Source organism: Desulfocurvus sp., from assembly GCF_023230885.1.
Classification (GTDB): domain Bacteria; phylum Desulfobacterota; class Desulfovibrionia; order Desulfovibrionales; family Desulfovibrionaceae; genus Desulfocurvus.
The window spans coordinates 1-11,884 of sequence record NZ_JALNWM010000097.1; the positions used below are offsets into that span (position 1 = coordinate 1).

Annotated in this window: 14 protein-coding genes; all 14 read left to right on the plus strand. The window is 71.4% G+C overall.

Going from position 1 to position 11,884, the window contains the following annotated elements; translation table 11 throughout:
- Nucleotides 1-58 precede the first annotated feature (58 nt).
- Nucleotides 59-808, plus strand: a complete 750-nt coding sequence (locus M0P34_RS08465; RefSeq protein ID WP_291498405.1) for an ABC transporter ATP-binding protein — start codon at nucleotides 59-61, stop codon at nucleotides 806-808.
- Between the two features lie 55 nt (nucleotides 809-863).
- A complete protein-coding gene (locus tag M0P34_RS08470; RefSeq protein ID WP_291498407.1) occupies nucleotides 864-1,673 on the plus strand; it encodes an ABC transporter permease in 810 nt (269 codons plus the stop codon).
- A gap of 101 nt (nucleotides 1,674-1,774) precedes the next feature.
- Nucleotides 1,775-2,551, plus strand: a complete 777-nt coding sequence (locus M0P34_RS08475; RefSeq protein WP_291498409.1) for an ABC transporter permease — start codon at nucleotides 1,775-1,777, stop codon at nucleotides 2,549-2,551.
- A gap of 11 nt (nucleotides 2,552-2,562) precedes the next feature.
- Nucleotides 2,563-3,339, plus strand: coding sequence for an ABC transporter ATP-binding protein (locus M0P34_RS08480; RefSeq protein WP_291498411.1), 777 nt, complete (start codon nucleotides 2,563-2,565; stop codon nucleotides 3,337-3,339).
- Nucleotides 3,340-3,745: 406 nt separating this feature from the next.
- Complete coding sequence (locus M0P34_RS08485; RefSeq protein ID WP_291498413.1) at nucleotides 3,746-3,928, plus strand: hypothetical protein; 183 nt, start codon at nucleotides 3,746-3,748, stop codon at nucleotides 3,926-3,928.
- Between the two features lie 18 nt (nucleotides 3,929-3,946).
- Complete coding sequence (locus M0P34_RS08490) at nucleotides 3,947-4,330, plus strand: hypothetical protein (protein ID WP_291498415.1); 384 nt, start codon at nucleotides 3,947-3,949, stop codon at nucleotides 4,328-4,330.
- A 160-nt stretch (nucleotides 4,331-4,490) separates the two neighbouring features.
- Nucleotides 4,491-4,673, plus strand: coding sequence for a hypothetical protein (locus M0P34_RS08495; RefSeq protein WP_291498417.1), 183 nt, complete (start codon nucleotides 4,491-4,493; stop codon nucleotides 4,671-4,673).
- A gap of 96 nt (nucleotides 4,674-4,769) precedes the next feature.
- Nucleotides 4,770-5,660 (plus strand): DMT family transporter, encoded by an 891-nt coding sequence (locus M0P34_RS08500; protein ID WP_291498418.1) that lies wholly within the window; start codon nucleotides 4,770-4,772, stop codon nucleotides 5,658-5,660.
- A gap of 61 nt (nucleotides 5,661-5,721) precedes the next feature.
- Nucleotides 5,722-6,945, plus strand: a complete 1,224-nt coding sequence (locus tag M0P34_RS08505) for an ABC transporter permease (protein WP_291498420.1) — start codon at nucleotides 5,722-5,724, stop codon at nucleotides 6,943-6,945.
- Nucleotides 6,946-7,417: 472 nt separating this feature from the next.
- On the plus strand, nucleotides 7,418-7,912 hold the full coding sequence (locus M0P34_RS08510; RefSeq protein ID WP_291498427.1) for a MarR family winged helix-turn-helix transcriptional regulator: 495 nt from the start codon (nucleotides 7,418-7,420) through the stop codon (nucleotides 7,910-7,912).
- 55 nt (nucleotides 7,913-7,967) lie between these two features.
- Complete coding sequence (locus tag M0P34_RS08515; RefSeq protein WP_291498429.1) at nucleotides 7,968-8,696, plus strand: methyltransferase domain-containing protein; 729 nt, start codon at nucleotides 7,968-7,970, stop codon at nucleotides 8,694-8,696.
- Nucleotides 8,697-8,826: 130 nt separating this feature from the next.
- A complete protein-coding gene (locus M0P34_RS08520) occupies nucleotides 8,827-9,540 on the plus strand; it encodes a CerR family C-terminal domain-containing protein (RefSeq protein ID WP_291498431.1) in 714 nt (237 codons plus the stop codon).
- A gap of 9 nt (nucleotides 9,541-9,549) precedes the next feature.
- Entirely contained in the window at nucleotides 9,550-10,563 is a 1,014-nt protein-coding gene (locus M0P34_RS08525; protein WP_291498433.1) for an HlyD family efflux transporter periplasmic adaptor subunit, read from the plus strand.
- Nucleotides 10,564-10,566: 3 nt separating this feature from the next.
- On the plus strand, nucleotides 10,567-11,884 hold a 1,318-nt coding region (locus M0P34_RS08530), incomplete at its 3' end, for an efflux RND transporter permease subunit (protein WP_291498435.1).

The window sequence follows — 11,884 nt, forward strand, 5'->3', positions numbered from 1 at the left end:
CGGGCGGTTTCGGGCCGCCGGGTGCGCACGGGCAGGACCCGTGCGACAAGGTCCGCGCATGTCCCAGCAGAACCCCCAAGGCGTTGCGGTCGCCAACCTGACCAAGTCCTTCGCGGAGCTGACCGTTCTCGACAACATCAGCTTCTCCATCGCCCGGGGCGAGCTGCTGGCCTTCGTCGGCCCCACGGGCTGCGGGAAGACCACGTTCCTCAACTGCCTGGCGGGGCTCACGCCTCCGACCTCGGGCAGCATCCTGATCGACGGCGTGCCCGCCGATCCCACGCGGCACAACCTGGCCTACGTCTTCCAGGAGCCCACGGCCCTGCCCTGGCTCACGGTGCGCGAGAACATCGCCTACGGCATGCGCATCAAGCGCCTGGGAGCCCGGGTCATCCGCGAGCGCCTGGACACGATCATGGCCCTGGTCGGCCTGGCCGACATGGGCGACCTGTATCCCAACCAGATATCGGCCAGCATGATGCAGCGGGTCGCCGTGGCCCGGGCCTTTGCCGTGGAGCCGGACCTGCTGCTCATGGACGAGCCCTACGGGCAGATGGACATCAAGCTGCGCTTCTATCTCGAGGACGAACTGGTGCGGCTGTGGGACACGCTGAAAAGCACGGTGCTTTTCGTGACCCACAACATCGAGGAGGCCGTGTACATCGCCGACAGGATCATCATCCTGACGCCCAAGCCCACCACCGTGCGCTCGGAGATTGTGGTGGACCTGCCGCGCCCGCGCGATGTCATGGCCCCGGAATTTTTGGCCATCCGCCGCGAGGTCACGGAGCTTATCCGCTGGTGGTGACCCACAGGGAGCCGGGCCGCCCGGCGCCGCCGCGCATGGCGGGGAGGATGAAGACATGAGAACCGCGCCGCCCCCGGGCCGCAACAGGATGCGTCTCAGGCTGCTTTCCGTCGGCAGCCTGCTCGCCTTCGTGCTGCTCTGGCAGCTCTGCGTCGCCCCCGAGGGCGTCAGCGACTGGCGCATCCCGCGCATCATGCTGAGCCCGCCTTCGGAGGTGGCCGCCCTGTTCGTGGACAAGCTGACCAACCCCAAGCCGGACGGCGAGACCCTGGTGGTGCATGCCTGGGTGAGCATGCAGGAGGCCTTTTTGGGCTACCTGCTCGCCCTGCTGGTGGGCATCCCCCTGGGGCTGGCCATGGGCTGGTTCAGGACCGTGCGCGGCCTCCTGCGGCCCATCTTCGAGATGATCCGGCCCATACCGCCGGTGGCCTGGATCCCGCTGACCGTGTTCTGGTTCGGCATCGGCCTGGGCGGCAAGGTCTTCATCATCTGGATGTCGGGCGTGGTGCCCTGCGTGATCAACGCCTACATCGGGGTCCGCATGGCCAACCCGACGTATATCAACATGTCGCGGACCTATGGCGCGACCGACTGGCAGGTGTTCACCCGGGCCTGCATCCCCTCGGCCCTGCCCATGGTTTTCGGGGCCCTGCAGATCGCCCTGGTCTACTGCTGGATCACCCTGGTGGCTGCGGAGCTGCTGGCCTCGGACAAGGGCATCGGCTACCTGATCACCACAGGCCGCTTTCTGGGGCGCACGGACCTGGTGCTGGTCGGCATGGTCAGCGTGGGGCTCACCGGGGCCCTGATCAGCCTGATCATCGACAGGATAGAGGCCAGACTGCTGGCCGGGTTGAGGCGATAGACATGGCCACCACAAGAAACGCGGCCGGCCCGTGCGCGGGGTCGGCGAAGGCTCCCTCGCCCCTGAACGAGGCGCCCGGGGCGCGGGGGCGCGCCCGCGGCTTGCGCGGCAGCGAATATCCGCTGCATGTCGTTTCCCTGGTGCTGTTCTTCGCGATCTGGCAGTGGGCGGGCTCGCGCATCCCCGAGGCCGGGGCCGCGCTGGCCACGCCGACCCAGGTCATGGCCAGCCTCGCCGACCTCTACCGCACCCAGTTCGCCGGGCTGACCCTGCCGGGGCACATCTGGGCCAGCGCGGTCCGGGTGCTGGCCGGATTCGCCATCGCCGTGGCCCTGGGCATCCCGGCCGGGCTGGGCATGGCCTACAGCCCGGTGTTCCGGGCCCTGTTCAACCCCATCTTCTGCCTGCTGAAGCCCATGCCGCCCCTGGCCTGGATATCGGTGGCCATCCTGTGGATGGGCATCGGGGAGGCGCCCAAGATATTCATCATCGTGCTCGGCTCGCTGATTCCGGTCATCCTGAACTCCTACAACGGGCTGCTGCTCATCGACGAGGAGATGTACGACGTGGTCAGGATGCTGGGCGGCAACCGCTGGGACCGCATCCGCCTGGTCAGCGCCCCGGCCGCCCTGCCGAGCATCGGGGCGGGCCTGCAGATCGCCATCTCCGTGGCCTGGGGGAGCGTCGTCGCCGCGGAGATGGTCAGCTCGCGCTCCGGGCTGGGGTTCATCATCATGCAGGGCATGAAGATTTCCGACCCCGGCATGATCATCAGCGGCATGGTGGTCATCGCGCTGCTGGCCTTCCTCTCCTCCCTGCTGGTGGAGGCGCTGCTCCGGCGCGTGTGCGTGTGGCAACATGATATCGGCAACCTATAGGGAAGCGTGCGATGGACAGGACGGTGGTCCACATCGAGTGTGACGGGGTCGGCAAGTCGTACCTGCAAAAGGGGCGGACCGTGCCCGTGCTGGAGGGCCTCAGCTTCGGCGTGCGGGAGCGGGAGCTGCTGGTGGTGCTGGGGCCGGGGCAAAGCGGCAAGACGACCCTGCTGCGCCTGATGGCCGGGCTCGAGGCGCCCGACGCCGGGTGCGTCCGCATGCACGGCGAACCCGTGACCGGCCCGGGCACCGACAGGGGACTGGTGTTCCAAAGCTACATGCTCTTCCCCTGGCTCACCGTTCTGGGCAACGTGGAGATCGGCCTGGACATCCAGGGCAGGCGGACCGGCGCGACCCGGGCCCAGGCGCGGGACAAGGCGCGCGCATACCTCGACATGGTCGGCCTGTCCGGCTTCGAGGACTATTTTCCGCACCAGCTCTCCGGAGGCATGAAGCAGCGCGTGGGCATCGCCCGGGCCTACGCCCTCGAACCGCAGGTCATGCTGCTGGACGAGCCCTTCGGCCAGCTCGACGCCCAGACGCGCCTCAGCATGGAGCAGGAGACCGAGCGCATCTGGCGGGCGAACAGGAAGACCATGGTCTTTGTGACCAACAACATCGACGAGGCCGTCTATCTCGCCGACCGCATCGCCATCCTCGAAGGCAAGCTTCCCGGCAGACTGGCCGCCATCCGCGACGTGCCCCTGCCCCGGCCCCGCGATCCCATGGACGTGGCCTTCCTGCGGCTGCGCGAAGAGATCACGGCCATGCAGAAGCTCGCCCTGTAGCCCGGGCGCCGGGCGCCGGGCCCGTGGCGGGCCCTCCCGCGCATCGTCCCCCCCCGGGCGGAACCTCCGTCGCGACGCACTCCCCCCTCGGCGGCGCGGCGGAGGTTTCGCCCTTCCGGCGGCCCGCGGCCACCCTCACGGTGCTCCCGCCAGGGGGCCGGAGCCCGCACAGGCCGCCCGGGCGGACGGCCCGCAGGGCGGCCGACGGCCCCTCCGGGACGCGGCAAGGGCCGTCTTTACTGTCAAAATACAAAGACAGCGAAGACAGTTCAGCCGTCTATTTACAATATGCCGTCAAGCATGCTACATGCGGCGCAGCGTACCGGGGCCGCGCGACGCGTGGCGCCCGCCGCCCCGGGCGCGGCCGCAGTCGGCTTTCCCGGCTGGCGCGGGCGGAGGCGAGGTCATGGCCGACGAGGACAAAAAGCAGCTCACCCTGCGCATCCCCCAGGACGTACACCGCAAGGTGCGTCTGCTGGCCGCCCTGCGCGACCAGACCATGACCGAACTGTTCGTCGCCCTGGTCGAGAAGGAATACGAAAAGCACGCCAAGGACACGGGCCCCGTGCAGCTCAAGCTGCCGACCTGAGGTCAAGGAGGAAGGCGGATGCGCGCAAGCACCATGCCGTTCACGACCATCACCCTGGACAACGGCCAGGGTGGCTCCATCACCTTCAAGGGCGCCCTCTATGCCCAGACCTCCTTTTTCGAGGAGGACACGGGCGTGCTCACCAAACAGGAACTCTACTCCACCGAGGACGGGCACCAGGCCTTCGCCCTGGTTTCCTCCGACGGCGACCTGAAGCGCAAAAGCGCCTACATCGTCCGCCGCCAGGGCGACCTGTGCGTCATGGACAACGGCGAACGCACCATGACCCTGCCCTACGACTGGCTGATGATGTTCACCCAGGCCCTGTGGGACATCGACCTGGAGGAGCAGCGCAGGCGCTGCGCCCCGGACCAGGCCCCCGAAGCCGCCCTGGGCGGCTGATTCCGCCGCCCGCCCCCCTCCGGCGGGTGCCCGCCCGGCACGGGTTTCGCGCGCCGGGCCGCCTGCTGCCGATTTCACCGCGCCGTCACCGCCCCGCCCCGCGCCGGAAACGCGCCGGGCGTACCGTCCAGGCATCCGCAACCACAGCCCGGAGGGTGCCATGACCATCCTGTTCGTCGACGATCCGGCCGAGGAAACCGTGCTCACCGTCTCCTGCCCCGTGTGCAAGGCCCCGCAGCAGGTGCGCCTGGCTCCGGGAACCTCCGCGGGCGAAATCTGCCCCCAGTGCAACGCCCTGTTCGCCGTGCGCCTGTTCCCCAGCGGCATGGCCGTGGTGAACTGAGCACGCGGCGCCAGGGCGGCCGGCCCGGCCCCGGCCCCCGGCCCGGCCCTTTTCCCGTTGCCAGCCGGGGTACTTTGGGGGTAATCCCTGGCGCTTATGCAAGCGCGTGTCCTCAAAGCCAATATCTTCCTGCTCATCACGGCGGCCGTCTGGGGCTCGGGCTTCGTGGCCCAGCGCTCGGGCATGGACTACGTCGGGCCCATGACCTACAACGCCGTGCGCTTCACCATCGGCGCGCTGTCCCTGCTTCCGCTCATCTGGATCCTCACCCGGCGCGGGCTCTCGGGCCCGGCGCCCACCCCGGCCGGGCGGGCCCTGGCGCGGCGCGGCGCCCTGGTGGCCGGGGCCGTGCTCTTCTGCGGCGTGGCCCTGCAACAGATCGGCCTGGTGCAGACCACGGCGGGCAAGGCCGGGTTCATCACCGGGCTCTATGTGGTCCTGGTGCCCTTCTTCGGCATGGCCGTGGGCCAGCGGCCGGGCACGGGCGGCGTCCTCGGCGCCCTGCTGGCCGCGGCCGGGCTGTACTACCTGAGCGTCACCGACGGCTTCTCCCTGGCCCCCGGCGACCTGTGGGTCGTGGCCTGCGCGGTGTTCTGGGCCGTGCATGTCCACATCCTCGGCTGGCTCTCCCCCCGGGTGGACTGCGTGCGCCTGGCCTGTGCGCAGTTCGCCGTGTGCTCGGCCATCCACTGGGTCGCCGCCCTGCTCGCCGAGGACATTTCCTGGGCCGCCCTGTGCGCCGGATGGTTCCCCATCGTCTACGGCGGGATCATGCCCGTGGGCGTGGCCTACACCCTGCAAGTCGTCGCCCAGAAGGACGCCCCGCCGACCCACGCCGCCGTGATCCTCAGCCTGGAGGCCGTGTTCGCCGCCCTGTGCGGCTGGGCCGTGCTGGGCGAGGTCATGGGCCTGCGCACGGCCCTGGGCTGCGCGCTGATGCTCGCGGGCATGCTGCTGACCCAGCTCTGGCCCGCCCGCAGGGCCTGACCGGGCGCCGCGCCTTCCCCTGGGCGCCGTTTTGCCGTAAGCCTTGGGGCATGGAGACGCCATGCACTTCGGCCTGAGGATCGCCCTGGCCTCCCTGTCCACCCACAAGCTGCGCACCGTGCTGGCCATGCTCGGGGTCTTCCTCGGCGCCCTGGCGCTCACCGGCGTGCAGCATGTGTCCCAGGCCATGATCCGCAAGGCCGAGATCGAAACCGAAAAGCTCGGCCCCAACCTGTTCATGGCCCGCGCCGGGAGCATCCGCTTCCGCCGCTCGGGCGGGGTCGGGACCTCGGGCGACGTGCGGTCCTTCAAGGTCGCCGACGCCTACGCCGTGATCCAGGGCCTGCCCGCCGCCGTGGCGGGCGCGCCCTTCACCCAGGCGCCCATGGAGGTTCGCTCCGGCGGGATCAAGATCCCCTCCACCCTGGTGGGCTCCACCCCCGAGTACCAGCGCGTGCGCAGTCTGGAGCTGGCCCAGGGCCGCTTCTTCACCGCGCAGGAGCTGCACGACCGCGAGATGGTCTGCGTCCTTGGCTCGGGCATCGCCGAGCGCCTTTTCGGCGGACCCGGGGCCGCCGTGGGCCGCGAGGTCTACTTCTACCGCGCCAGGCTGCGCGTGGTCGGCGTCTGCCAGCCCAAGGGCGCCGACATCGTGGGCACCGACCAGGACGAGCAGGTCTTCGTGCCCCTGTCGACCTACATGCGCCGCATGTCCAATGTCGACCACATCACCGGCGTCTATGTGGAGCTGGCCCCGGGGGCCGACCCCGAGCTGGCCCGCACGGCGGCGGCGGGCATCCTGCGCCAGCGCCACGGCCTGCAGCCCGGCCAGCCCGACGACTTCTCGCTGCTCACCGCCCGCGACACCATCCAGCTCCAGCAGCAGGCCCTGGACCTCGTGTCCGTGCTGGGGCTCATCAGCTCCTCGGTTTCCTTCGCCGTGGGCGGCCTGGGCATCCTGTCCATCATGATCCTGCTCGTGCGCGCCCGGCGGCTGGAGATCGGCGTGCGCCGCGCCGTGGGCGCCCGGCGCGGCGACATCGTGGCCCAGTTCCTCCTGGAGTCCGGCCTGCTCTCGGGCGTGGGGGGCACCCTGGGCGTGGGCACGGCCCTGGCCCTGCTGGGCGCGCTCTACGCCCTGGGGCCCTTCCCCGCCGTGTTCGATCCGCTGCTCATCGCCGCCGTGCCCCTGGGCTCCGTGGTCCTGGGGCTGGCCGCCGGGGCCTACCCCGCGTGGCAGGCCTCGCGCTACGAAATCCTGGACATCATCCGCAGCCGGGGCTGAGCCCGGGCCCGCCCGGCGCAACGGCGCGGCCCCCCGGGCGGCAGCCTCCGGCCAGCCCGGAAACGACCCGGCGCCGCGCCCGGCCCCCAGCGCATTTCCGCCGGACCCCCAGCGCGTTTCAGCGCCTCTGTCCGCTCTGCATCCCGCCCAGGCCGCGCACCCCGCCCGCCCAACGCCAGAGGCCGCCGCCCCGCTGCCGGGCCCCGCCCGAGTCCTCCTTGGCCCCGCCCCGGAGCCGCCGGGTTGGCTGCGCCCGCCGGCGCCGCACCCCGCCCTTGCCCCCGTGTCCCGCCGTATTCCACCGGCGGCCGCCGCGCCCGCTCCGCTCATCGCGGCCCCCGCCCTCGCCGACGCCGCACCCCGCGCCCACACGGCACCCTGCCGGCATCGGCCCGGCGCCCTTGACAGCCGCCCCGGCCGGAGCTATTTCTAACGAAGATCGAACAAAACGTATTTCGGAGACACCCGCGCGATGCCCGCCACACCCCTCCCCGCAAGCCCCGCCCCCCAGGACGGGCACGGCGCCGACCCCGCCCTGGTGGACGCCATGAACCAGGCCCTGCACGCCCTGATCAGGGGCCTGCGCCTGCACCGTCTGGACAGCTGGGACGCGACCCTCAAGGGCCTGAATTTCATAGACCTGGGCATCATCGCCCGCGTGGACCGCGACCCGGACCTGATCCTCAAGGACATCCGCACGGCCCTGGGCGTTCCCCAGTCCACCCTGTCCAGCGCCGTCAGCCGCCTGGAGGAGCGCGGCATCCTGCGCCGGACCCTCTCGACCCGCGACAGGCGCTCCTACGGGCTGGCCCTCACGGCCAAGGGCCGACGCATCGTGCGCGCCCACGAGGCCCTGGACCAGGTGCTCGCCGCCAAGGTGCTCGCCGCCCTGGACGACGAGGAGCAGCGCCGCGCCCTGACGGACCTGCTGGGCCGCGCGGCCCGGCGCCTGTCCGGCGGGGACTGAGGTTTTTTTGGCCATTATGAACCGAAGTTCGCATAAAACGTTAAACGGAGGAAATATGACTAAACCAGCGTCCCCAAAAGACTCCGCCACCGGGCTGGCCGCCCCGGGGCTGACCCCGCCCGGGCTGGCCGCCGCCCCCGACGGCCGCCCCCTGTTCGCCCACTATCTCGGCGGGGACCGCAAGGCCCTGGGGCTGGCCTTCTCCAGGCCCTCCGGGCTGCTGGGCCGCCTCGCGGGGGCCCTCATGGCCCGCAAGAACAGCCCGATGAACGCCTTCGCCATCGCCGCCCTGGCCCCGCAGGACGGGGAACGCATCCTGGAAATCGGCTTCGGCCCGGGCACGGCCCTGGCCATGCTCGGGCGCCTGGCGCCGGGCAGCGCCCTGGCCGGGCTGGACCCGTCGGCGCTCATGGTCCGGGCGGCGGCCAGGCGCCTGGGCGCCCTGCGCCCCGGCCCGGACCTGCGCCAGGGCACGGCCGACGCCCTGCCCTGGCCCGACGGCCAGTTCCACGCCGTCCTGGCCGTGAACTCCCTGCCCTTCTGGTCGCCCCTGCCCCGGGCCCTGGCCGAGGTCCGCCGCGTCCTGCGGCCCGGGGGCCGTTTCGTGATCGGCATGCGCATGACCCTGCCCGAGGACCGGGGCCGCCTGGAGCCGGGCTGCGAGCCCGGCGAGGTGCTGGTCCTGCGCGGGCTGCTGGCCGGGGCCGGGCTGGAGCCCGGGGCCGAAACCGCCCTGCGCGGCAGGCGCGAAACGCGCTGCCTGGTGGCCCTGCGCCGCCCCTGAGCACAAAAGCAAGAATCGTCAAGCGCGCGGCTGCCTGTCGCGATACTGTCGCTTGACCGGGGTGAAACATATATTTTAATCACCTGGGTCAAGCGCCGTTTCAACCATTTGTTTGAGAGGCATTCCGGACATGCTCCATCCCGAACCGATTCCCGGCCCGGACGACGCCGGGTCCGACGCCGGGCCCGACGCCCGGCACCGCTCCACCCCGGAACGGATCTTCGACGCCGCCATCGCCGAATTCGCCCGGCACGGCTACCAGGGCGCCACGGTGCGCGCCATCTGCCGGCGCGCGGGGGCGAACACGGCGGCGGTGAACTACCATTTCGGCGGCAAGGAGCAGCTCTACGCCCGGGTGCTGGAGCATATCTTCCGCGCCCCGCGCCAGGCCCGGGCCGCCCTGCGGCCCGACCTGGAGGCCGCCCCCGCCGCCGAGCGCCTGCACGAGTTCATCCTGAACTTCTTCCACGAGGTCTACGGCTGCGCCGACGCCCCGCAGCGGCGCGGGGAGCTGGCCTCCATCTTCATCATGGAGATGGCCCACCCCACCCCGGCCCTGGAGCACATCATCGACACCTACATCCAGCCCGACTCCCGGCGCCTGAAGGACATCGTGGCCGGGCTGCTGGGGCCCGGCGCCTCCCCGGAGCTGGTGCGCTACGGCGCGGGCGCCGTGGTGGCCCAGGTGCTGCACTACTGCCACATCGGCCCGATCATCGCCCGGCTGGACCCCGGCGCCCCGCCCGTTGCCGAGCGGGTGGAGGCCCTGGCCGCGCTGGCGCTGCAATTTTCCCTCGGCGGGCTGGAAGCCCTGACCTGCCAGAACCCGAACCCCAACGCCTAAGGACCCCCCATGCACGCGACGACTCGCCTGCGCCTCCTGGCGACCCTGTTCGCCGTGGCCCTGGCCACGGTCCGGCCCCTGCCCGCTCCGGCCCAGGAGCTCGCCACCGCCCTGCCCGCCACGGCCCAGGTCCGTCTGTCGGGCTTCACCCGCGCCCGGGCAGTGGTGCCCCTGGTGGCCGAGGCCACGGGCAAGGTGCTGCGCGTCATGGCCGACGTGGGCCAGCCCCTGGGCCCCGACGGCGTCTTCGCCCGGGTGGACCCGACCTTCATCGAACTGGAGCAGCGCGACAACGCCGTGCAGCGCGCCCGGCTGCGCGAACGCATGGCCTACGACGAGACCGAGGCCGGGCGCTACCGGCTGCTGGTGGGCCAGGGCAACGCGGCCCAGGCCCGGCTGGACGAGCTGGAGCAGGCCCTGAGCCAGAGCCGCCACGAACTGGCGGCCCTGGAGGTGGCCCGCGACGTGCTGGCCGAGCGCCTGCGGCGCACGCGGGTCACGGCCCCGGCGGGCTGGGTGGTCATGGCCCGCGACGCGGAGCCCGGGCAGTGGGTCGAGCAGGGCCAGGTCCTGGGCCAGGCCGGGGATTTCGCCACCCTGCTCGTGCCCTTCGCCCTGAGCCCGGAGCAGTTCGCCGCCCTGGGGGCCGCGCCCGGCGGCCCGGTGCTGGTCCTGCCCGAGGCGGGTGGCCCGGCGCGGGCCACGGTCCACCGCGTGTATCCCGGCTTCGACCCCGAAACGCGCAAGATCGCCGTGGACCTGGCCGTCGCGGGGCTGGCCGGGGCGCGCGGCGGGCTGCGCGCGGAGCTGGTCCTGGAGGTGCCCGATCCCGCCGGGGGCGTGCTGCTGCCGCGCGCCGCCGTCACCGAGCGCTACGAGCAGCACTGGGTCGTGCGCGACGACGGCGCGCAGGTCCGGGTGGTGCTGCTCGGCAACCACGGCGGCCCCGGGGGCGACCTGCTGCGCGTGGCCGCGCCCGAGGTGGCCCCGGGGCAGCGCTTCGCCCTGCGGGCGCAGGAGTAGCCCATGCGCCCGGTTGTCCGCTTCACCCTGGCCCAGACGGTCCTGTTCAACCTCGTCTTCGTTGCGCTCATCGTGGCCGGGGCCTTCTCGGTCATGCGCCTGCCCGTGGAGCGCTACCCGCAGGTGAACTTCGGCAAGGTCATCGTGTCCTGCTTCTGGCCCGGAGCCAGCGCCCAGGACATGGAGGCCCTGGTGACCCGCAAGATCGAAGACGCCCTGCAGGACCTGGAGCAGGTGGAATTCATCCAGTCCTCCTCCTCCCAGCAGTTTTCGGTGCTGGTGGTCAAGTTCAACGACGACACGGACTACCAGGCCCTGTACGACGAGCTGCGCTTCCGCGTGCTGTCCATGATCGACGAGCTGCCCGACGACGCCGACCCGCCCGGATTCACCCTGGTGCGCACCTCGGAATGGCTGCCCGTGGTGGCCGTCAACCTCGTGGGGCCGAGCGGCAACCGCGCCCTGGCCCTCATGGCCGAGGAGCTCAAGGTGCCCCTGGCCGACATCCCGGGGGTGCAGGAGGTGGAGATCGAGGGCGAGTACCAGCGCGAGTTCCATGTGCTGCTCGACCCGGCGCGCATGGCGGCCCTGGGCGTCGGCTTCGACCAGGTCGCCCGGGCGCTGGAGGCGGCCAACGTCTCCCTGCCCGCCGGGGACTACACCGACGAGTCCGGCGAGTTCATGGTCCGCGTGGACGAGCGCTTCCGCACCCGCGACCAGGTGGCCGCCACGGTGGTGCGCCGCGACAAGGACGGCTCGATGCTCACCGTGGCCGACCTGATGAGCGACGCGCGCCTGGACTACCGCGACCCGCGCGTCATCTCCTCGGTCAACGGCCAGGACGCCGTGACCCTCAAGGTCAAGAAGACCCCCGAGGGCAACGCCCTGGACATCATGGCCGGGGTCCAGGCCGTGCTGGCCGACCTGCGCCCCGCCCTGGAGCGCGAGGGCGTTGCGGCCGTGGCCACCCAGGACTCCACCACCCACATCGCCGACGCCATGAGCACCCTGGGCTGGAACATGGTCCTGGGCATCATTCTGGTCTGCGCCATCATCTGGCACTTCATGGGCGCGCGGGGCGCGGCCCTGACCGCGGTGGGCATCCCCTTCGCGTTCCTGACGACCATGATCCTCATGTACCTGACGGGCAACTCGCTGAACGGGATCACCCTGTTCTCCTTCGTGCTCGTGTCGGGCATCATCGTGGACGACGCCATCGTGGTGGTGGAAAACATCTACCGCCACGTCCAGCAGGGCCGCCCCCTGGACGAGGCCATCGTGGACGGCACAAGCGAGGTCATGATCCCCGTGGTTTCGGCCA